Genomic DNA, 22,275 nt, shown 5'->3' with positions numbered 1-22,275 from the left:
GCGACAACGACAAGATCACATCCACGAAGGACCTAAAGGGACGCTCTAGTAGAACCCGCTCTGCCTATTGCGGCTCTAAGCGACGTACGGCCGACATCACCGCAATCCTGCAAGACTCACAGCAACTGCGCTCGCCCCGCACCAAGAATTTCGGCGCCAGGCAACCGTGCAGCACGCTCGTCGAACGTGAGTAGAGGTGCCCGACCAGCTGCACTAGCCTGACCGACGTGCAGGCAGTCTGCGAAATCCCCGCCATGCTCGCGATACATGTGCACCGCACGTTCAAGCGCCCCCTCCGCTTCAAAACTCAGTTCCCGCGTCTCGAGCAGTGCCGTGAGTGCAGTCAGTATCTGCTGGCGGTCGAATTTATAGCGCGATCGCAGAACCCATTCGAGTTCGAGCATTACGGTTACCGGTATGTAGAATGCGTCCGCTTGCCCAGCCAAAGCGGCAAACAGCTCACGGACATGCGCGACTTGGTCAACGTCGTCATTGGTCAACCAACGCACCAGAATGTTTGTATCAAGACTGGGCATCAAGCGTCGCCTATCCGCATGGCATCGATTGGCACACTTGTGATCGACGGTAGGGCACCCTGCAAATCAAGCAGGTTGCGGGTTTTGGCGCGCAAAATGACCGTACCGTCATCCAGTGGCGTAAAGACAATCCGCACGCCTGCGGCGAGGCCAAGCGCATGCCGGATGCCGGCCGGCAATGTAAGTTGCCCCTTGCTAGTAAGTGTGGCTTCGAACATGATATCTCCTTACTTTTCAATTAATTGTAAGGCATTTTGCCCCTATTCGCAATACGCGGTAGTGGCGAGCGACAGGCAAACCGGCCAAGGCGTGAAGCCGCTGCTGACCGCCCCGCTCGGAGCCCGAGTGACGGCGACTCAGTCAACTTGATACGCCCCCCAAATAGCGAAGCCGCATTAGTTGAGCGCGAACGGCGCGATGGTATCGACACTTGGCCTGCGGCCAGTTGCCGTGGACGTTCCCCGTACAGGTAGCGGCCGCCTTGTTCTGCTGCCCGTCATCTCGCCTGGCTCGGCGTACTGCCGGAATCAAGGCGACCTTGTTACGGCGTCTCTGCCGACTAGTTGGTCAACGCCAGCGCCGGCGCGAGCGCACTGTTGGGATCCTGGCCGTTCCACTGGCCGACCCATGCATCGTTCGGCGTCGAGCCCATCACGAAATCGAGCTTGCCGCCGGCCTTCATCTCGTCATAGGTGATGTAGGGCCGGTGCAGCGGCGTGCCGTTCAGGCTGACCGACTGAACATAGCGATTGACCGACGACGGTGCGCCGCCGCTGGCCGTATGCGCGGTCACCGTGAAGCGCCGCGACGCGCCGAACTTCATTGCATTGCCGCGCCCGCCGCCGGACGCGACCGGGATGTCGACCGTCGCTTCCTCGAACAGCGGCGTGCCGAGGTAAAACACGCCGCCCACCGGATTGAGCGAATAGATGCCGAGCGCGGACAGCACGTACCACGCGGACAACTGGCCGCAATCGTCGTTGCCGGGAATCGCCGCGTTCCGCACGCGCCGCGGATCGTTCAGCGCGGCCTTCAGGCTGTCGCCGCTCAGCAATGCACGGTCGCCGGCCGTCAGCGTCAGCGAGTACATGTCGTCCATCACCGTGCGAACCCGGTCCTGCGTCTTCGACGGCATGCCCGCGACGTCGTACAGGTACGGCAGGTGGTTCGCCGGCTCGTTCCCCGCGAAGAACTGGCCGCTGCGGCCGGTCAGGTCCGGAAAGCCCTGGTTGTCGAGAAAGGTCAGCGGGTTGGCCGGATCGAACGTGCGGTCGAGTTGCGCGATGAACTGGCTCTTGCCGCCCAGCAACGCAACGAGCCCCGGAAAGTCGTGGAAGATGTTCCACGTATCGACCCATGAATTCGATTCGGAGAAGTCCGTCTTCTCGGCGGCCGTCGGATCGAAGCCGGCCACCCAGTTGCCCTGCCCGTCCTTCGGCTGCGCGAACTTCCAGCCGTTGTTCGGCACCGGGTTGAAGACGTTCCGGTAATTCTGGCTCCGTTGCAGGTAAGGCCGGTAGTCGGCCGTGCTCTTGCCGGCCGCCTTGCCGACCGCGGCCGTCGCCCAGTCGTCGAACGCGTAATCCTGCGTCGTCGACACGGAAGCGTTGTCGCCGGCGAACACATGGCCGCTCTGACGATACTGGTCGAAGCCGTGCGCGCTCGCGCTTTGGGTCGTCGTCAATGCGGTCCAGATGTCGTCGATGCCCGCGCTCGTCAGGTGCTTCAGATACGCATCCGCGATCATCGGGATCGACGGGTGGCCGGCCATCGTGAAGGTTTCCGTTTGCGCGAGCGGCCACACCGGCAGTTCGCCCTTGCCGTTCTGCCTGAACTGCGTCAGCAGCGACTTGACCCAGCCGTCGACACGCTCGGGCTGCACCAGCGTCATCAACGGCGACTCGGCGCGGAAGGTATCCCACAGCGAGAACGTCGACGAATAGTCGAAACCCGGATTCGCATGCTTGCTCGTCGTGGGCGGCGATGTCGCGCCGTTGTTGATCGAATCCGTGCCGACGTAGCTGCCGTCCGCGTTGTTGTAGACCGTCGGCGCGAGCATCGTGCGATACAGCGACGTGTAGAACATCGTCCGCTGGTCGGCGCTGCCGCCCTTGATCCGGACCCGGTCGAGCGCGGCGGTCCACACGCGCTCGGCCGAGCCGCGCACCTGGTCGAATGTCTTCGCGCCGACTTCCGACGCGAGATTCGCTTGCGCATCCGCGATGCTCGACGGCGAGATGCCGACCTTCACCGTGACCGCGCCGCCGGCATCGTTGCCGTCGGCGGCGAACGTCACGTAGGCCGTGTAGCCGTCCGCGCTGAACGCGACATTCTTCGTATCGAACGGCTTCGAGAAACGCGCGACGAAGTACGTCGGCTTGTTGTTCGCCCAGTTGTTCGTGATCTCCCATCCGGCGATCGTCTGCGCATCGATGACCTGGATCTTGCCGCTGGCGGTCGAGCCGCCGATCGGCTTGTCGATGCTCACGATCATGCTGCGCTTCTGGGTCGCCGCGCTCGGGAAATACGTGTAGCGGTGCACGCCCGCGTGCGTGGTGGCCGTCATTTCGGCGAGGATCTTCGCGCCCTGCACGTTCCACGGCGTTGCCGCTGCCGGTGGGCGACATCCGCACGCGGTAGTAGCCGGGGCTCGCGCTTTCGTCGCCGTGGCTGAACGATGCGTCGTACGTGATCGACGTGTCGGCGGCGACCTTGGCCAGCGTTGCCTTGTCCACCGGCGCGAGCGTCGGCAGGAACCGCACTTCGCCGCCGGAGCCGATGCCGGTGCCCGACAGGTGCGTATGCGTGAAGCCGGTGATGAACGGATCGTCGTACTGATAGCCCGACGTGCGATCCCAGTTCCACGGCAACGTATGCGCGCCGCCGGTCGTGTCCGGCCCGAGCTGGACCATGCCGAATGGCACGGTCGCACCGGGGTAGACGTGCCCGTGGCCGCGCACGCCGCTGCTCCAGTCCGCGTTGATGTCGAGATTCGCGGTGCCGATCATCGGATCGACGCTGCGCAGCACCGACCGCTTGCCCGAGCCACCGTCGCCGCCCTGATCGTTCTGATCGCCCTGGTCATTCTGGTCGCCCTGCGACGATCCTGGTCCGGCCGCGCCCGACACCTGCGCCAGCACGCTCGCATCCGTCGAACCCTGATCGCCCCCGCAACCCGACAGCACGGCAAGGCACCCGATACCCACCACGTGACGTAGCTTCATTCGTTCGTCCCCCTCTCTCCGCGTCGATCCTGTTGGCAAGAACCGCTCGTTGAACCGCCTCCGCCTGCACCACTCTTTCGATGTGTTTCGCCTTTCATCAACGGGTTTGGGTCGCTACCGGGAACGACGGCATCGCGGACGCGTCGGTGCCCCATGTGGTTGCGGCCGCATCCGCCGTCATCGCGTACGACAGCGCGCCGCCCTTCGCAATCCTGTCGAGCGGCAACCAGGCGGTCGGCCAGGATGCGCCGTTCAGCTTCAGCGACTTGACGTAGAACGACGCGGTGTCGGCAGAGCCCGCGCCTGGCGCGGCGATCCGCAGCAGACGATAGCTGCCGTCCATCTGCCCGACGCGCACGTCGATCTTCTCGAACTGCGGGCTCGACACCGCGACGCCGCTCACGCCCGGCACGACCGGATACAGGCCGAGCGCGGTCCATACGTACCAGCCCGAGATCGCGCCGAGATCGTCGTTGCCGGGCAGCCCCGCCGCGCCGGTGCCGAACTCGTTCGCGAGCGACGCGTGCAGCACCTGCTGCGTACGGGACGGCGCGCCGGCCCACGCATAGGCCCACGGCACGGCCATCGTCACTTCGTTGCCGACATAGAAATACGGCTGCACGGTGCCGATGTTCAGATGCGTGAAGAACGTATCGAGCCGCTTGACGACCGACGCGGCGCCGCCTGCCTGCGCGACCACGCCGGCGAGATCGTGCGGCACGTACCACGTGTATTGCTCCGAGTTGCCTTCCATGAAACCGGAGCCGTCGACGACCCACGCGCCGGCCGACGTCTTCGGCTGAATCGCGCCCTGATCGAACAGATTCCGCCAGTTGCCGCTCGACTTCAGCAGCGTGCCGGCCGTCGCGGTATCGCCGAGCGCCGTCGCAAAGCGCGACACCGCGAAATCGCGCAGCGCGTATTCGAGCGTGTTCGACGCGGTCTGGTTGTCGCCGTTGCCCGACGACGGCACATAGCCGAGCCGGTCGTAGTCCGCGCGGCTACCCATCACCGGCGTGCCCGCGCACGCGGCGCCCGGCGCCGTGCTGCGTTTCATGATCGCCAGCGCGCGCTGCGTGTCGAAGTTCGTCGCGCCGAACGCATACGCGTTCGCGGCGACGATCGAACCCGCATCGCCCGGCATCACGGCCGTCTCCGTATTGAAGTACGCCCAGCGCGGGAACGCGCCACATGCGGTCGCATCGAGCACGAGCGACTGCACGATGTCGCTGGTCCGCACCGGATCGAGCAGGGCCTGGAGCTGCATGAACGAGCGGTCGATGTCCCAGCCGGAGAAGTTCGCATACATCGTGCGGCCCCGTTCGACCTGACGCGTCGGCGCGGTCGATGTGCCGTTCGACGTGTAGAAATCCGGATACTGGCCGTTCACGTCGTTGAACACGTTCGGGTGCAGCGACGCGTGATACAGCGCGGTGTAGAACTTCGTCTTGTCGGCGTCGCTGCCACCCGTCACCTGGATCGCGTTCAGGCGCGCGTTCCATGCGGCGCTCGCCGCGTGGCGCACCTTGTCGAAATTCCAGCCGGCGCGGCCATGCGCGGCGGCGCCCGGATTTTCCGCATCGAGGTTCGCCTTCGCATTCGCTTCGCTGACGAACGAGATGCCGAGCTTCATCATCACCGCCGGGTGCTGCTTGTCGACCGCGAACGTGACGGCGAGCGGACGATTGGCGGCCAGCGTCGGCTTCGCCGCGAACGGCTGGCTGAATTCCGCGTAGTAGTAGACGGGCACCGCATGCCCGGCCCAGCAGAAGCCGCTGCCCGCGATCGTGCCGGACAGCGCGCGGTCGCCGACCTGCGTCACCGTATCCGCCGTCGAGCCCTGCGAGCGGTTGTTCTGCACGGTGGGATCGAGCGCGATCGTCGCCTGCTGGCCCTGTGCGAGCGCCGGATACGTGAAGCGGGCGAAGCCGGTGCGCAGCGTGGTGGTCAGCTCGGCCTTGATGCCGTTGCCGAGCGTGACGCCGTAATAGCCGGCCTGCGCGGTTTCGTTTGCGTGGCTGAAGCTGGCCGGCGTGCCGGCGTCGCCAGGCGCAAGCTGCGGCATCACGTTCAGGTAGCCGCCGTTCGCCCAGCAGCCCGTGCCGCTCAGGTGCAGGATGCTGAATGCGTCGATCGACGTGTCGCCGTACCAGTAGCCGCCGGAGAAACCGGAGCCGTCGCCCTTGCGGCTGTCGTATTGCGCGGTCGGCGTCATCGGGCTCCATTGCATCATCCCGAACGGGACCGTCGGCCCCGGGAACGTGCCGCCGCCCAGCCCTGAGCCGACCGGGTCGGCCGGCTGATCGGTGGCGTAGTCGGTGCCGATCAACGGATTGACGTACTGGACGACGCGGATGTCCGCGTTCTTCTTCGGTGCGCCGTTGCCATCGCTGTTGTCGTTACCGCTGCTGTTGTCGTTGCCCTGCGCCTGTGCGGCTGCGGACATGTTTGCTGCCGCGGCAGCCGCCGATGGCAATGGCGAATCCGCATCGCCGCCGCACGACGTCACGGCCACGCACAACGCCAGCAGCGCCGTTCCCACCCCCCAGTTCCTCGACATCGCCTGTCTCCGTATCGTTCTTCAATCAAGCCATTGATTCGAACTACTGAGTTTTAAACCAGGAATCTTTTCGTGACTTGTTGCTTGCCCGGCCAATCGGTCGAAAATCCCGGGTGCGTGTATTTATTTCCGCATTCAGGTGTCTGGAAAAAGACGCCCTGCATGTTCAAATACCCACGCCCAGGAGCGGACAATGAGCACAAGCGTGCCCAAATAAACGCGATTTCTCTACCCCGTGTTTTTGTCATAGCCATTTCAAGATGTCGTGGCGGCAGCTATTTAGAAATGTCGTGTTTTTAGGGGTTCAGAATTTGTCTCTCATGGGCTTCTAGATCACGCAGTGTCGAAGAGCTGATCCTGAACGGGCAGGGTGCTTGCGCTTGCGTCACTGCCCCTCGCAGACCGACGACCAGGTTTGCGCGCGGGCTGTTGGACCTGTCTGCGTTCGGCGAGATCCACGATCACTTTCTCTACATCGGCCTGCGTGATTTCACGCTGCTTCTTTTTATCCGGCCGGGAGGCGTTGCGATTCGTCTTGGATGAGTCGCCCCGATTCGTTCGGGACGGAGCCTTACCGATTCGACTGTTATCGCGCTGCGCCTGGATCGTCTGCGCAACCTGGAGCACGTGACTCAGGCGCTTGTGTTCGACAACAGCAGCTTGATCGATCTCGGCCAGCCGGTCGTACTGTCTGCAGGGCAACATGCGTCCCTCTGTTCGGAGTTCGATGCGCCCGTCCGGGTACTCCCAAACCTCGATCGTTCGATCGATCAGCTTCCGATTCCCCGGCGTATCGTCCAGCAAATACATCACTCGGTCGTACTGCACCGTGAGCGATTTCGTGACTTTCCGCGGCTCGCGCCACGTCATCACCAAGTCGAGATTCTCGTCGGCGCGCAGCGGTCGGTGTGCATTGAAGTCGCTCTTCGGCGGCTTCGCAAAACGTGCGTTGTAAGCAGCCATGAAGGAGGGCGCATAAGCGTTGGCGTCGGCCACCGTGTTGATCCCGCGCAGCCGCATCTCCTTGACCAAGCGATCCTGCAACGTCAGATGTGCTCGCTCGACTCGCCCCTTGGCCGGACTGCTGTTTGCGCAAAACGTGTCGATGTTCAGCTCGTACATCGCGCGGCCGAAGTGCGTCAGCCGATTGCCAGTCTTGCCCGGCCTTGTATTGCGGAACACGCTGTACTTGTCGCTATAGAACGCCCCCGGTTTGCCATGACACTCGATATACGCTCGCGTCGCCTCGAAGTAGCTGAAGGTCGATTCGGTCTGCGTGAAGTGCAGCATCATCAACCGGCTCGTCGCATCGTCGACGTACACCAGCAGCGTGCAGGCCGGCGCCCGTTCCTCGAACCACCGATGGTCGCTGCCATCGATCTGGATCAGTTCACCCAGGCACGCCCGCCGTGCCCGTGGCTGATAGACCTTCGGCGGTCGTTGCCGGCGTGGCACCCACAAACCAGCTTCCGTCATCAGCCGCCGTACCGTTTCCTTGGCGAGCTGGATGCCGTGGCATTCCCGGAGCTTCTCGCACGCCAGTGTCGGCCCGAAATCGGCGTAGCGATCCCGGATGATCATCAGGGCCCGCTGGACCAACTCCGCATCCAGCCGCCGGTTGCCAGGACCGCCACGCTTGCGCGAGGTCAGGCCCACCGCGCCAGACTCTCGGTATCGAATCACCAGCCGCTCGATCTGCCGGACCGTCAAGCCCAGGCGTTCGGCCGCGCGGCCAGGCTTCAGGCCCAAATCCACCACGGCCTGGATTACCTTCAGACGGTCGAGTTCTCGCATGTTCAATGTCACCAGAGCTGTTCGGTGCATCGCCGGCTCCATGATCTGACGGGGAGCCGGCAAGCTTACCGAGGTCTAAACGCGACATTTCTAAATAGCTAGAACACGACATTTCTAAAAAGCTACTACAGTTTTTACGAATTTTTATTTCGTTTATGTAAACAAATAACGTTCCAAATACTTTCACTCGATGTTTATGTTTCACACATAGCATGAGGATTACTGCGATTGACGTGGCAGTTTTGCAACGGAGCGATGAAACAAATGCGAGCGAACCAAGTCGCTACCTGCGCTGCTTCCGGAATCGACTCCCATATCGCAATCAAGCATTAACCGCTGACTCGACTCGCTCCACACTCGCTAATACATGGACCAGAGAGGGTATCTCGCGGAAGACCATTCCCGTCACGCCGCAAGGCATTGAGCATCCCCACGGACGGCATCAAAGTGATGCGTGCCGTGACGAGCGATGTCCAGCCACCGCAGCCAGGGAAATGTCCGAAAAATGTGTACAAATTTCGGACAAACCCAAGATACACGTCGCCCCGGGCGGGTCGTCGGATTTCCGGAAGCGGCTCGGATACGACCACTTTGGCGTTGATGCAGGCCAGTCACACGAACTCGTGACGCCAGCGAAAACGGGGTAGCGAAGATCGTCACCACTGGTTAGCCCGGCGATCGCTGGGCGCGGTTACTTGCAACCTGCTTAAGGCATCGCGGATCGGATCAGCACTGCTTCGGCAAATCGACAAACTCTTCGAGTTCCCCGGCCACATAAAGCCGCTTGCCGATTCTCGGGTATTCGCACACGTCGTGCTCGAGCCGCTGCCCGGCGACGATCAGTTCGAGCGGCACGTCGCCCGTGTTCTGCAGCGTATGCGCTTCGCCGCCGCGCGCGAAGCCCAGGAAATCGCCGGGCCCGACGTCGTAAGGGCATTCTCCGATCGTGACCGTGCCCGTGCCGGACAGCACGTACACGCATTCTTCCTCGTACAGGTGACGGTGGTATTCGGCCGATTCGTGGCCGGGCATCAGCGTGAGCAGGTGGAAGCCGAACTGCGTCAGGCCGGTCAGGTCACTGAGCGGTCTTTTGAGTCGGACGGCATTGGGATTGAGCGAATGCACCGCGCGCGTCGGTTCCATCTTCGCGATATCGGCAGCCTTCAGCAATTCCCGGGGAGGAGTGATCGACATGGGGGCTCTCGTTGGCGTGACTGCATCGGTTGAACGCGCCGCCCGCGCGGCGCGCGTAGCGGCTATTGTCCGACATTTTCACGCCTGCAACGGTGCGCCGGGCACCGCCATGCCGCGCGGCTAGCGCGCGCAATCGGCCAGCAGGTTCGCGAGCACCGACGCGCCTTGCGCGAGGTGCACCGGATCGGCATCTTCCGCCTCGTTGTGGCTCAGTCCGGCCTTGCACGGCACGAACACCATCGCAGCCGGCGCGACATACGACAGGTTCACCGCGTCGTGTCCCGCGCCGCTGCACATCTCCAGATACGGATAACCGGCGGCAGCCGTCGCCTGCCGCACGCGCGCGACGCACTCGGCATCGAACACCACCGGCTCGTATTCGGCGATGGTCTGCACCTGCACGCTCGTGGCGCGCAACGCAGTGCGTTGCAGGCAGATCGCCTCGATGTCGGCGATGAGCTGTTGCAGCGCCGGCCGCGACGGGTGGCGCACGTCGACGCTGAACCTGACCTTGCCGGGTATCGTGCTCGGTGAGTTCGGCTGGCACGCGACATGCCCCACGGTGACACGCGCATCGGCATCGAAGCCATGACCGTGCTCGACGATCGCGGCGATCATCGCAGCAGCCGCGCCCATCGCGTCGCGGCGCACGCTCATCGGCGTCGTGCCGGCATGCGATTCGAAGCCCGTCACCGTGACGTCGAGTTCGTAGATGCCTTGCACGCCGGTCACGACGCCGATCGGCACGCCTGCCTGCTCCAGCACCGGCCCCTGTTCGATATGCGCTTCGAAATAGGCTTTCGGCATCTGTCGTTCGCGCTCGGGGCCGGCGAAGCCGGTGCGCTCGAGTTCGTGGCCGAGCAACACGCCCGTCTGCATGCACGGCCGGGCCAGTGCGGTTTCGAGATCCAGCGTGCCGGCATAGACGGCCGAGCCCATCATGCCCGGCGTGAAACGCGAACCCTCTTCATTGGTCCATGCCACGACGTCGATCGGGTGCCGGGTCGCGATGCCGCGCTCGTTCAGCGTGCGAATCGCCTCGAGGCCGGCGAGCACGCCGTAGACGCCGTCGAAACGACCGCCGAGCGGCTGCGTATCGAGATGACTGCCGCACATCACGGCCGGCGCGTCGGGCTGCGTGCCCGGCCGGCGCGCGAACATGTTGCCGATCGGATCGATGCGGATGGTGCAACCGGCTTCCTCGCACCAGCGGATGAAGCGGCGCCGGCCCAGCACGTCGTCGTCGCTCAGCGCGAGCCGGCAGCTGCCGCCGTGCGCGGTCGCGCCGATCGTCGCCATGTCCATCAGCGAATCCCACAGCCTTTGCTGGTTAACGAGAATCATCGTGGCCGCTCCTGAAAAGCACCGAGCATATACACTCGATCCGACAAGAAAAATCCAATATTTCGTTGCAGACGATAACTTTTCCTTGTCATCCGGTGTTCCGCCCGGAACCCCGCGCTTCCTTCCCGATCGGTCGTTCGCCCATGAAACTCAAGCAGCTCGATGCCTTTCTCGCGGTCGCCGAGCATCGAACCATCCGTGGCGCGGCCCGCGCGCTCGGCGTCACACAACCGGCCGTCAGCAGCACCGTGCGCGAACTCGAACTCGAGTTGGGCGTGCCGCTCGTCATGCGCAGCGTCAAGGGGATCGCACTGACCGACTACGGCAGTGCGTTCGCGATTCGCGCGCGGCTGATCGTCGAGGAGATTCAGCGCACGCGCGACGAGATCGAGCAGTTGCGGCTGGGCACGACCGGATCGGTATCGATCGCGGTCAGCCCGACCGTCGCGCTGACCATCCTGCCGCGTGCGTTCGATGCATTCGCGCGCGAACTGCCCGACGCGACCGTGAACGTCGACGATGCGCTGACCGCGACGGATCTCGCGCGGCTGCGCGACGGCTCGCTCGATTTCATCGTCACGCATCAACTGTCGAACGCGATGCCGGACACCGACGAATTCGCCAGCATTCCGTTGTTCCGGACGGCGTTCGCGGTCGTGGCAAGAAACCGGCATCGGCTCGTACGCGCACGCTCGTTGCGTGAGCTGACCGAAGCTCGATGGTGCGTGCCGCGCTACGGAGAAGGCGGGGACGATCTGGTCCGCTCGATCTTCACGCCGTTTAGCATCGACGTGCCGAAGCGGGTGATCCACTGCCCGTCGTTTGCCGCGACGCTGGGGCTCGTGTCGCAGACGGATGCGCTCGGCGTATTCGCCCGGCCGCTCGCCGACGTCGAGCACAAGTCGCGCGCAATCGTCGCATTGAATCTCGTCGAGCCGCTGCCGGCCTTGACGGTCGCGATCGTGATGCGGCGGCATGCGTTGCTGACGCCGGCCGCGCTGCATTTCATCGAATGCCTGAAGACGGCATCCGCAACCGTCGCCGGCAAGGACGACGGTGAATGTTGATCGTCAGCGCACGTGCGCGCCGCGCAACGCCGTCAGCAACGCGACGAGGCGATCGATGTGCGCGTCTTCCGTGCGCCACGACGACACGCTGATCCGGAACGCCGGCCGCCCCTGCCACACGGTCGTGCCGAACCACACGTCACCCGACGCCTGCGCCGCTTCGACGATCGCCGCCGTTTCCTCGTCGGTGCCGGCGCGCACGAGCACCTGGTTCAGCACGACACGGTTCAGCACGTCGTAGCCGGTGGCACGCAGGCCGTCCGCGACACGCGCCGCCTGCGCGCAATGCCGCTCGACCATCGTCGCCACGCCGGCGCGGCCGAGCGAGCGCAGCGCAGCCCACACGGGAATGCCGCGCGCGCGTCGCGAGAATTCGAGATTCAGATTCTTCTGCGCATCGTGCGCGCCGCTCAGGTAGACGGCGTCGCTGTTCATCGCGGTCGCGAGCGCGGCCGCATCGCGGCAGATCACCATCGCGCCGTCGTACGGCGTGTTGAGCCATTTGTGCCCGTCGGTCGTCCAGCTGTCGGCGCCATCGACGCCGTCCGTCAGCGCGCGCTTCGACGACGCGCGTGCCCACAACCCGAACGCGCCGTCCACGTGCACCCACGCGCCGGCCGCCTTCGCGGGCGGAATCAATGCCGCGAACGGATCGAATTCGCCGGTGTTCACTTCGCCGGCCTGCACGCAGAAGATGGTCATGTCGTCGAGCGGCGGCAACTGCGCCGGGTCGATCCGGCCATGCGTATCGACCGGCGCGACGACGATGCGCTTCATCCCGAAGCCGAGCACGCGCAGTGCCTTCTTCACCGTGATGTGCGCGAGCGCGGAGATCACGACTTTCACTTCCGGCGCGCCGGTCAGCCCATCCTCGTCGATATCCCAGCCCTTGCGCGCGAGCAGCGCGCGCCGCGCGGCCACCAGCGCGACGAGCGTACAGGCCGTCGCGCTCGTGCCGAAACCGACCGCGCTGCCTTCGGGCAGCCCGAGCGCATCGACGACCCAACGCGCAGCCTGGCGCTCGAGCGTCGCCGCCACCGGCGAATTCGCATACGACGACGCGCACTGGTCCCACGCGAGCATCAGCCGCTCAGCCGCCGCCGCGGCCGGCAGCGTCGCGCCGATCACGAAGCCGAAGTAGTTCGGGCCGTTCGATGCGACCGTCGCGGGCGTGCCGCGCTCGTCCAGCAGGCGGAGCACGTCGTCGGCCGGACGGCCCACATCGGGCAGCGGTTCGTCGAATGCGGCGAGACCGGCCAGCGCGGCCGCGTCGGGAAACGCACGCCGCTCGTTCGTTGCAGCGAGATACGCATGCGCGCGTCGGTCGGCGTCGGCCAGCAGTGCAAGTTCGTCCATGTCGGTTGCCTCGGTGAGAGTCAGAGTTGCGAGAGATCGCGGCCGAGCCGCTGCAGCGCGCCGTCGATCCGCTTGTAGTACGTGAACTTGCCGACGCGGGTCGCCTGCACGAGCCCGGCAACCGCGAGGATGCGCATGTGGCGCGTGGTCGTGGCCGGCGCGATGCCGAGCTTCTCGGTGATGTACGTGCAGCACACGCCGAGTTCATCGACATCGCCGTGCGGCTGCGGCGGGAAATGCTTGCGCGGCTGCTTGAGCCAGCGCAGCACGGCCAGACGGCTTTCGTTGGCCAGTGCGCTGATGCGGGTGACGTCGTCCATGGGGGCCGGTTTCGTTTGACGTTTTGAATATTAGCTAAATGACGAAATGTGGGCAATGGGTTTGAACGGCGGTTTCGGGCTGAGATGCCGCGCCCCGTTGCGCACCATCGCACATTCGATGCAATCGCAGCAGGATCGGCGTCGCAACGTCTCGCAGGCAATGCGGGGCAACGCGCTTTTACGCCAGCGCCTGCGCGAGGCTATCGATCAACGCCCGCACGCGCCGCGGCTGCGCGACACTCGCCGGATAGACGATCTGCAGATCGACGTCGCCCGGCGAGAACGCGCCGAGCACCTCGACGAGCGCGCCCGACGCCAGATCCTGCTCGACGTCGACCAGCGACTTCAGCGCGACGCCGTGCCCCGCGATGCACCACGCGCGCACGAGCGCCCCGTCGTTGGCGACGCGCCGCCCGCGCACCACCACGCGCTTCAACGCGCCATCGATGCTGAACGGCCATTCGGCATACAGCTCCTGACCGAAGCGCATCACGATGCAGTCGTGCAGGGCGAGATCGTCCGGGTGCATTGGCCTGCCATGCACGGCGAGATACGCTGGCGACGCACACACCACGCGCCGCGCCCGGCCGAGTGAACGGCTGCGCAGCGAACTGTCCGCGAGCGTGCCACGACGGATCGCGAAATCGAGCCCCTGTCCGACGAGATCGACGTAGCCGTCGCCGAGATGCAGGTCGACCGTGACGCCCGGATGTTCGGCCAGGAACGCATCGACGACGGGCACGACACGCTCGCGCCCGAGATCGGCCGGCGCACTGAGCCGCACCGGCCCCGACAGCGTCTGTACACCCAGCCGCACCCGGCTTTCGAGTTCGTCGGCCTCGGCCAGCAGGCGTCGCGCACCGTCCACCAGCGTACGCCCCTCGTCGGTCAGGCTGATCGCGCGCGTCGTACGCGTGAGCAGCGCCGCGCCGTAGTGACGTTCGAGCGCCGTCAACCGCTCGGACACCGTGGCCGGCGACAGGCCGACCTCACGGCCCGCCGCGGCCAGCCCACCCTTCTCCACGATGCGCACGAACAGCGCGAGGTTGTCGAGCAGCATTGTTCGCTCCTTCCGAAGGATATTTTCGACATCTTCCTGATTATCAGGAAAAGTCGCAAACGGTACATTGGCTGCCTGACGATCGACATGCGGTCCCGCACCCGGTCATACGACGAAAGGAAACGCATATGGAATACCGTACGCTCGGCCGCTCCGGCCTCAAGGTCCCCGTCCTGAGCTTCGGCGCCGGTACCTTCGGCGGCACCGGGCCGCTGTTCGGCGCATGGGGCAATACCGGCGTCGACGAAGCACGCCGCCTGATCGACATCTGCCTCGAAGCCGGCGTCAATCTGTTCGACACGGCGGACGTGTACTCCGACGGCGCGTCCGAGCGCGTGCTCGGCGCCGCGCTCAAGGGGCGCCGCGACCAGGTGCTGATCTCGACCAAGACGGGCCTGCCGACCGGCGACGGCCCGAACGACGCGGGCACGTCGCGCGCGCGGCTGGTGCGCGCCGTCGACGACGCGCTGCGCCGCCTCGACACCGACTACATCGACCTGCTGCAACTGCACGCGTTCGATGCGGGCACGCCGGTCGAGGAAGTGATGTCGGCGCTCGACGATCTGGTGCGTGCAGGCAAGCTCCGCTATATCGGCGTGTCGAATTTCGCAGGCTGGCAGATCATGAAGTCGCTTGCGGCGGCCGACCGGCACGGCTGGTCGCGCTACGTGGCTAATCAGGTCTACTACTCGCTCGTCGGCCGCGACTACGAGTGGGACCTGATGCCGCTCGGCGCCGACCAGGGCCTCGGGGCACTCGTGTGGAGCCCGCTGGGCTGGGGCCGGCTCACCGGCAAGATTCGGCGCAATGCGCCGCTGCCCGAAGGCAGCCGCCTGCATGAAACGGCCAGCTACGGGCCGCCGGTCGACGACGAACGCCTGTACGACGTGGTCGATGCGCTCGACGCGATCGCGGAGAAAACCGGCAAGACGGTGGCGCAGATTGCGCTGAACTGGCTGCTGCAGCGACCGACCGTGTCGTCGGTGATCGTCGGCGCGCGCAACGAGGAACAGTTGCGGCAGAACCTCGGCGCGGTCGGCTGGGCGCTGACCGATGCGCAGGTCGCGAAGCTCGATGCGGCGAGCGCGGTGGCAGCGCCGTATCCGTACTTCCCGTATCGCCGGCAGGAGGCGTTCGCGCGGCTCAATCCGCCGATGCGGGGGTAAGTGGGGACGGCGCGATCGCGCTACGTCGGCATGCCCGCGAAATGCATCGACAAGTCGTCGCGCACTCCACGCCGTTGCACGTTGTACGCCATCACAGCCTTGGTAGCCTGAAGGACACGAAATCGTCCATTTGATTGATTTTTGTATCCCCAAGGACACAAACATGAACCACTGCCCCCCATTTACACCCATTTCTCTTGAGGTGGATTAATGGGTGTAAATGGGTGTCGAAATGGTGACTAGTCTTGCGGAGGGCGTAATGTCCGTGCGAACCCTGGACGACCGACGGTCCACTCACTCCACCGGCCGCGCCTTGATCCACAAAAACAGCGGCACACGCGCCCACTGCTTCAATTGATCCGTATCGGCATGATCCGGCGGCGGCTCGCGCAGCGACACGATCGCGAACCCGGCCGCTTCCAGCGCTTCCATATACGCCTGCAACGGCAGCGACCAGCCCGCGAAATGCATCGACAGCCCGTCGCGCGTTTCCACGCCGTCGAAGCGCTCGCGCCCGAAATAGCTGCCCGTCAGCACGAACGGCGCATCGGCTTGCGGCCCCGCGAAGCCGCCGCGATCGCGGAATGGATGCACGAGCGAGATGAACAGCGTGCCGTCCGGCTTCAGCACGCGGCGCGCCTCGTTCAACGCGGCCTGCATGTCGTCGAGATCCATCAGCACGTTGTACGCCATCACGAGATCGAAGCTGGCCGCATCGAACGGCAGCGCGGACGCGTCGGCCAGTTGATAGCGATGCGCGGAATCCGCGTGACGCGCGGCATCGAGCATCGCGGGCACCGCGTCGCTCGCGGTCACGTCGTAGCCGAGTGCCTTCAGCTCCCGGCTCACGCGGCCTTCGCCGCAGCCGATCTCCAGCGCGGCGCCGGTGCCCCGACCGATGTAGGCCGCAAGCCCCGCGCGATATTTCCAGAACGCATCGTGGCCCGGCTTGCCGGCCCAGCCGATCCATTGGTCGGCTACTTGCGCCCAGTGTTCGGCAATGGCTTTCGTGTCGGTCATGCGTGCTCCCGCCCGGTATGCATCGTTGGCTCTGGATGCGCATGGTAAGCCGAAGCGGCGCGCAACGTGCACCGATTACCCCATTCGGCCAGTTTCCGTTTCAGGTCACGACGTTCTACAGTTACGAGAACACCACCCGCGCCGCCGCGCATCGCCCACGCTCGGCGATGCGCACCCGATTCCGAGGAAAGCCCATGCCGAGTATCTTCGCCGCGCCCGCCGATGCCCCGCCAAGCCCCGTCGCGGCGCAAACGCGCATGGTGCACGACGTGGCGACGCTGAAGCTGTCCGACTACCGCTCGGCGGACGGCGCGTCGTGGGTCATCTCCACCATCACGCCGGCCGCGGACAGCGGCGCGAACGTGACAGGCACGACGTATTTCGACACAGCGAAAGGCAAGACCGTCGCGGTACCCGACGCGCGCCGCCGCTATGCGAATCGCGGCACGTGGCAGGTCGTCGCGAGTTCGAGCCCTGCCGTGCCCGCGACGGGTCGCTACGACTGGCTCACGCTCGCGTGGCTGCCGATCAACCGGCGCCCGCTGCCGCAAACGCCCGAGCACCTGTATTCGCCGTTCATTCGCGGCGGCACGATCGTCTACCGGTGGAATCCGGCGGCGGAAGGTGGCGAGCAGTTCGGCAACGTGCGGATGATCTTTCCGGAATGGACGCAGCAGGTGGCCGACGCGTTGCGGTCCGCACCGCCGTCGTTGCCAGACGGCACGTCGGCCGCACCGCCGGCACTTGATCGCTTGAAAGCAGACACGAATCCGATGACCGCCGTGCTCGACTTCGGCGATGCGCTGCGTGAAGCGCCAGTGGAGCAGATCGTCGCGCGGCTGCCGGTGCTGCTGCGGGTGAGCGACCTGCACGAACTGTCGGCCATCGTGTTCCTGTGCCTGTCCGAATCGCGCGTCGAAGACCGGCCGCGCTTTGCCGAAGCGATCAACGGATCGATTGCCGCGACCGACGACCGCGCGCGTCTGCTCGCGATCGCGTATGGCGCATTCGCGGCAGGCCGGTCTCGGCCTTATCCGTTCAACGACGCCGGGCAGACCGCGCGCATCAACGACGTGTTCGGCGCGCTGAAGCGGCGTACGTCGGCGCTCGGCGTACCGGTCGCGGAAGGTTCGCCATGGTATGAGTTCTTCACGGCCTATCGGCTTGGTGGTGCAGTACCCGGCAGCGGCAGCGGCAGCGGCAGCGGCCAATGATATGCACAAAGCCGACGCCACGACAGTGGATGCCGTTTTCCGGCGTCTGCATCGCAGCGTCTCCTCGTTCGGACGCGACTGGCCATCAGGCCAGCCCGATTCGCTGCACGTCGGCACGAAAGCGATGCAGTCCTGATCCAACCGGCCCCGTCGAATTCGCAACACGCCGTTACGTTCGCGAAGGGAACCCGCGTGCGCCCCAACGAGTCGAATCGCCGCACACCCGTCGACGGCTTCATCGCCGCGGCCGACAATCCCGTCTCCTGTCCCGCTCGATCACGTCCCACCTTCTCTTTTCATGCTGAGCATCGGTCCCTTCTCGATCCGTGTCGTGGCGGTAGCCGTCGCCGCACTGCTGGCGTGGCTCGTCGCGCGCTTCATCCAGCGCCGCCCGCCCGACGGACATCACAAGACGGCGTCGAGCCTGATCCTCGACGTGCTGCTTCTCGGGCTCATTGCCGCGCGCATCGGTTATGTCGCGCAATGGTGGCGCGACTATGCGGCCGCGCCTCGCTCGATCGTCGCGCTCGGCGACGGTGGCTTCGACTGGTGCATCGGCCTCGCGGCCGCGCTCGTGTTCGCCGGCTGGCGGCTGCGCCGGTTGCCCGCGCTGCGTCGCCCCGTGCTGGCCGGCATGGTCGCGGGCGTCGCCGCCTGGGGCATCGCGCAGGGCACGCTGGCGACGTTGCAACGCACCGCGCCGCCCTTCGCCGCGATGCAGCTCGAAGCGCTCGATTCGACGCCGGTGTTGCCGCAAGGTTTTGCCGGCAAGCCGGTGGTCGTGAACCTGTGGGCGACTTGGTGCGCGCCGTGCCGCCGCGAGATGCCGATCCTCGAACAGGCGCAGCGCGATCATCCGGACATCACGGTGCTGATGCTCAGCCAGGGCGAAAATGCGCAGGTGGTGCGCGCATTCCTCGAACAGCAGGGCCTGCGCTTCGATCACGTGCTGCTCGATCCTTCGCTGCATGCAATGCACGCGTACGGTTCGCGCGGGCTGCCGACCACGCTGTTCTTCAACGCGAAAGGCGAACTCGTCGAATCGCACATGGGCGAATTGACCGCCGCGCGGCTGAAGGACACCGTGACGCAACGCTTCGGTCGGTAACGCGCGGCAGCGTGCACGTCGGCCGGGATCGGATACGGTCACGTCCTGCCGGCGAACCGTGCTCGGGATGATGGACATCGCGGGCGCCGAATTTGTCCATCCGAAAGAAGGCCCCGACATGAAGCCCACGGCATCGGAACCGGACTGGACAACGCCCGCCGGCAGGTGGAAGCGCTGCACGCGTAAGCCGGGGCCGGCACGGCGGCGCGCGCGGCGTCGGAATCAGACACGTCCGATAGTCCCTGCGGCGCGCCGTCCGTAAACTCGGGCGCATGATTTCGCTGATCCAAACCTCCTTCGACGCCGCGCGCGATGCCGTCACGCAGCGCGCGCGCCGCCCTTCGTTCCTCCGCAAGCTCGACATCGTGGTGCTGGCGCTCATCGTCGCCAGCGTCTTCGTCGTGATGGCGGACAGCGTCCAGGAATTGCACGCGCATTACGGAAAGGCGCTGTACGCGGCCGAATGGGCGTTTACGCTGCTGTTCACCGTCGAATACGCGGTGCGGCTGTTCACGGCGCGCAAGCCGGCCGCCTACGCGCGCAGCTTCTTCGGCATCGTCGATCTCGTGTCGATCCTGCCGACCTATCTCGCGTTCTTCTTTCCGGGCCTGCATGCGCTGATCGACGTGCGCCTGCTGAGGCTGCTGCGCGTGTTCCGCATCCTCGGGCTGGCGATCTACCTGGAAGAAGGCCAGATGCTGATCCGCGCGCTCACACGCGCCCGGCGCAAGATCTTCGTGTTCATCGGCGGCATGTTCGTGATCGTCGTGATCCTCGGCACGGTCATCTTTCTCGTCGAAGGGCCGGAGCACGGCATCACGAGCATTCCGGTGGGCGTCTACTGGGCGGCCGTCACGATGAGCACGACCGGCTACGGCGACCTCACGCCCGTCACGCCGCTCGGCCGGCTGATCACGTCGTGTGCGATCCTGCTCGGTTACGGCATCATCGCGTTCCCGACCGGCATCATGGGCGCCGAACTCGTGGCGTCCGCGCTCGAACGCGGACGGTCGCAACAAGCGGCAGCCGGCGGCGACTCCGATGCGGCGATCTGCCCGCATTGCGGCGCACGCGCAGTGAAACACGGCGAATCGGCCGCCACGACCACCCATCACGCACCGGAACGGTAATCGCCACCGCGTCCGGATTTCATCAACGACAACGAACGCCGTCCCGGCGTGCGCCGCACGAGTGCCGGCATCCCGGCGTCCGATTCACTTCGGACGACCGCATCGACAGGATGTCCCACCTCGCTCATCGCACGCCGCGTCGCATCGCTTCGTCCCCGCGCACGCCGCCGTTCCCCCATGAAGATCTCCGCTCGCCTCGTGGCGCTATCAAGCTGGCTCGTGTTGAGCCTCTCGGGCACCGCATTCGTCCTGTCGCGCGCCATGTCCGACATACACGACCGCTTTTTCCAGGACACCAGCATCGCGATCCGCGTGCTCGGCCAGAAAGCGGCCCAGCAGGAGGCGATCCTCGCCACGCTCGGCGCGACGCCGTTGACCGCCGTGCCGCCGCACATGCTCGACAGCCTGCGCGAGCGCATGCCGCAACTCACCGGGCTCGCACGCTGGCAGCCCGACAACGGCTGGCGATCCGCCAACGGCGCGGCGCCCGACGCGCCGCCGCCGTTGCTCGTGGCGGCAACGCCCTATGCGCGCTATTCGCGATCGCGCTGTCGGGCGGCACTGCGATCGAATCGCTGATCCGCGGCACCGCGTTCGAACTGCCGACGTTCGTGTGCGTGCTGTTCGTCGGCGTGGTGCTTAGCAACGGGCTGTCGCTGTTCGGCTGGCGGCCGTCCGAGCATGCGGTGTCGCTGCTCGGCAATGTGAGCCTCGCGCTGTTCCTCGCGATGGCGCTGATGACGCTGCGCCTGTGGGAACTCGCCTCGCTCGCGCTGCCGATCCTCGTGCTGCTCGTCGCGCAAACCGTGCTGATGGTCGCGTACTCGGTGTTCGTCACATATCGGTTGATGGGCCGCAACTACGACGCGGCGGTGCTCGCCTCCGGCCATTGCGGCTTCGGCCTCGGCGCAACGCCCACGGCGATCGCGAACATGCAGGCCGTGACCGCGCGTTTCGGCCCGTCGCACATGGCGTTCCTGATCGTGCCGATGGTCAGCGCGTTCTTCATCGACATCGCAAACGCGATCGTCATCAAGCTGTTTCTGGCGTTGCCGATTTACGGATGAAGGCCGCGCGCCGGAATTCGTCGGCTCGCTGGTATGTCCGGCCCACGTACGATCGCGATCAATCCCTTTCCAATGGCGGATCGAACTCGTGGTACTCAGCGCCCCGACGACGCCGTCGTTCTAGGTCATACGAACTGCGCGGCCGTTCGGGCGATTGGGCACGCCGCGACTGCGCGGCAGCGCTATCCCGCAGCAGCGCTTCGGGATCCAGTCGCCGCACCGGCATGCGCCGCACAAAGTCCACAACACCCATCGCCATGGCACGGTCTTCAGGCTCGATAGAGTTGGCCAATGCGTGCGCAAGCTCGCGCCACACGCTCAATGATTCGATATGCGCGCGCCACAACGAGCTTTGTGCCCTCTCGCTAATCACGGGCTGGTAAAAACGCGGAGCAACGCCGCGAGAGGCCATCCGAACAACAGCCTGTTTCGGCAAGCGCTGCGTCTGGCCGCGCACCAGTCTCGGCGTCGCGTTAGCCTCGACGCCCTGTTCGCGCAACTGTCGAGCGAACTCGTCTCGCCAATGCCGTAGATCCTGCCTACGCGGATTCAGACGCCGCCCGTCAGGACCGCGCACCTGAACGCAAAGATGCACATGAGGATGTGCTTCATCATCATGCTGGGCAAACACATACGGTCGTCCATCTCCAAAAATCTCCCGCGCAAACGCTCGGGCCGCATTGCCTACCGCCTCGCGGCTCGTACCGGGCGGCATCGACAGCATCACATTGAACGTTTCACGATGTCGGCTTTGTTCCGGTAGTCCCACGCCACCCCATTTCCATTCCTCGCACAGATCCTGCAATGCGGCATCCCCGGCAATGATGCGTGCGTCCTGATCCTCCAATCCGACACGACCGTGGCGAGAAATATATTGCAAGTGGCGACGTACCGCACCCATGCCCTGAGCGCCCGAAGCCCGATTTGTAATCTTTACCATCACTTCGGGTGCGCGCCGAAGCATCAAGGCTAACCGCTCACGCAAGCGCCGTGCGTCGGATGGTAGCGCTCCGTGCGACAAATACAGGGCGCGTGAGTGCCGCAGTGGCTCAGGGAACAATCGATCTCCCCAATTGACCAGAAGCGAATCGACATAGGCTTTAGGAAACGGCATA

The 22,275-nt window shown here is 65.2% G+C and carries 17 protein-coding genes and 2 pseudogenes; 7 read left to right on the top strand and 12 right to left on the bottom strand.

Translation table 11 applies throughout. The features are described from left to right. Window positions 1–116: 116 nt before the first annotated feature. The 7 genes and pseudogenes from CFB46_RS20830 to CFB46_RS20800 form a co-directional block, all read right to left on the bottom strand. Entirely contained in the window at window positions 117–536 is a 420-nt protein-coding gene (locus tag CFB46_RS20830; protein ID WP_089501103.1) for a PIN domain-containing protein, read from the bottom strand. Then, the gene (locus tag CFB46_RS20825) at window positions 536–754 is read right to left on the bottom strand and encodes an AbrB/MazE/SpoVT family DNA-binding domain-containing protein (RefSeq protein ID WP_089501102.1); all 219 of its coding nucleotides are present in this window, start codon (window positions 752–754) and stop codon (window positions 536–538) included. Before CFB46_RS20825 ends, CFB46_RS20830 begins: the two co-directional genes overlap by 1 nt. A gap of 341 nt (window positions 755–1,095) precedes the next feature. Beyond that, window positions 1,096–3,760: pseudogene (locus CFB46_RS20820) on the bottom strand (GH92 family glycosyl hydrolase). A 97-nt stretch (window positions 3,761–3,857) separates the two neighbouring features. Next, window positions 3,858–6,320, bottom strand: a complete 2,463-nt coding sequence (locus CFB46_RS20815) for a GH92 family glycosyl hydrolase (protein WP_089501101.1) — start codon at window positions 6,318–6,320, stop codon at window positions 3,858–3,860. Window positions 6,321–6,653: 333 nt separating this feature from the next. Next, complete coding sequence (locus tag CFB46_RS20810) at window positions 6,654–8,144, bottom strand: ISNCY family transposase (RefSeq protein WP_089501100.1); 1,491 nt, start codon at window positions 8,142–8,144, stop codon at window positions 6,654–6,656. A gap of 696 nt (window positions 8,145–8,840) precedes the next feature. Further along, window positions 8,841–9,308, bottom strand: a complete 468-nt coding sequence (locus CFB46_RS20805; protein WP_089501099.1) for a cupin domain-containing protein — start codon at window positions 9,306–9,308, stop codon at window positions 8,841–8,843. 120 nt (window positions 9,309–9,428) lie between these two features. Further along, window positions 9,429–10,652, bottom strand: a complete 1,224-nt coding sequence (locus CFB46_RS20800) for a Zn-dependent hydrolase (protein WP_089501098.1) — start codon at window positions 10,650–10,652, stop codon at window positions 9,429–9,431. A 143-nt stretch (window positions 10,653–10,795) separates the two neighbouring features. Between CFB46_RS20800 and CFB46_RS20795 the strand changes: the two genes are divergently transcribed. Beyond that, a complete protein-coding gene (locus CFB46_RS20795; protein ID WP_089501097.1) occupies window positions 10,796–11,719 on the top strand; it encodes a LysR family transcriptional regulator in 924 nt (307 codons plus the stop codon). Window positions 11,720–11,722: 3 nt separating this feature from the next. Here CFB46_RS20795 and CFB46_RS20790 read toward each other — a convergent pair whose 3' ends face one another. The 3 genes from CFB46_RS20790 to CFB46_RS20780 form a co-directional block, all read right to left on the bottom strand. Then, a complete protein-coding gene (locus tag CFB46_RS20790; protein WP_089501096.1) occupies window positions 11,723–13,075 on the bottom strand; it encodes a pyridoxal phosphate-dependent decarboxylase family protein in 1,353 nt (450 codons plus the stop codon). 20 nt (window positions 13,076–13,095) lie between these two features. Then, window positions 13,096–13,395 (bottom strand): ArsR/SmtB family transcription factor, encoded by a 300-nt coding sequence (locus tag CFB46_RS20785; protein WP_089501095.1) that lies wholly within the window; start codon window positions 13,393–13,395, stop codon window positions 13,096–13,098. 178 nt (window positions 13,396–13,573) lie between these two features. Continuing rightward, window positions 13,574–14,455 carry a LysR family transcriptional regulator gene (locus CFB46_RS20780; RefSeq protein ID WP_089501094.1) on the bottom strand — a complete coding sequence of 294 codons (882 nt, stop codon included), beginning with the start codon at window positions 14,453–14,455 and terminating at the stop codon, window positions 13,574–13,576. A 128-nt stretch (window positions 14,456–14,583) separates the two neighbouring features. On the opposite strand from CFB46_RS20780, the gene CFB46_RS20775 reads away from it, so the two are divergent. Continuing rightward, the gene (locus CFB46_RS20775; protein ID WP_089501093.1) at window positions 14,584–15,621 is read left to right on the top strand and encodes an aldo/keto reductase; all 1,038 of its coding nucleotides are present in this window, start codon (window positions 14,584–14,586) and stop codon (window positions 15,619–15,621) included. Between the two features lie 294 nt (window positions 15,622–15,915). On the opposite strand, the gene CFB46_RS20770 is transcribed toward CFB46_RS20775, so the two are convergent. Then, window positions 15,916–16,641: a class I SAM-dependent methyltransferase gene (locus CFB46_RS20770; RefSeq protein ID WP_089501092.1), complete on the bottom strand. Its 726-nt coding sequence runs from the start codon at window positions 16,639–16,641 to the stop codon at window positions 15,916–15,918. Window positions 16,642–16,835: 194 nt separating this feature from the next. Between CFB46_RS20770 and CFB46_RS20765 the strand changes: the two genes are divergently transcribed. The 5 genes and pseudogenes from CFB46_RS20765 to CFB46_RS20745 all read left to right on the top strand — a co-directional run. After that, window positions 16,836–17,855 (top strand): hypothetical protein, encoded by a 1,020-nt coding sequence (locus tag CFB46_RS20765; protein ID WP_089501091.1) that lies wholly within the window; start codon window positions 16,836–16,838, stop codon window positions 17,853–17,855. A 298-nt stretch (window positions 17,856–18,153) separates the two neighbouring features. Further along, window positions 18,154–18,963 carry a TlpA family protein disulfide reductase gene (locus tag CFB46_RS20760; RefSeq protein WP_089501090.1) on the top strand — a complete coding sequence of 270 codons (810 nt, stop codon included), beginning with the start codon at window positions 18,154–18,156 and terminating at the stop codon, window positions 18,961–18,963. A 272-nt stretch (window positions 18,964–19,235) separates the two neighbouring features. Then, entirely contained in the window at window positions 19,236–20,093 is an 858-nt protein-coding gene (locus CFB46_RS20755; protein WP_089501089.1) for an ion transporter, read from the top strand. Between the two features lie 177 nt (window positions 20,094–20,270). Next, on the top strand, window positions 20,271–20,672 hold the full coding sequence (locus CFB46_RS36515; protein ID WP_227789657.1) for a hypothetical protein: 402 nt from the start codon (window positions 20,271–20,273) through the stop codon (window positions 20,670–20,672). Beyond that, window positions 20,624–21,160: pseudogene (locus CFB46_RS20745) on the top strand (sodium/glutamate symporter); the annotation flags it as partial. The gene CFB46_RS36515 and the pseudogene CFB46_RS20745, both read left to right, overlap by 49 nt. A 58-nt stretch (window positions 21,161–21,218) precedes the next feature. Here the strand turns inward: CFB46_RS20745 and CFB46_RS20740 are convergent. After that, window positions 21,219–22,274: a relaxase/mobilization nuclease domain-containing protein gene (locus CFB46_RS20740; protein WP_080681222.1), complete on the bottom strand. Its 1,056-nt coding sequence runs from the start codon at window positions 22,272–22,274 to the stop codon at window positions 21,219–21,221. Window position 22,275 lies beyond the last annotated feature (1 nt).

Source organism: Burkholderia sp. HI2761 (assembly GCF_002223355.1).
GTDB lineage: Bacteria > Pseudomonadota > Gammaproteobacteria > Burkholderiales > Burkholderiaceae > Burkholderia.
Note: the sequence above shows the minus strand (reverse complement) of the source record. Positions and strands in the feature narration are given on the sequence as shown.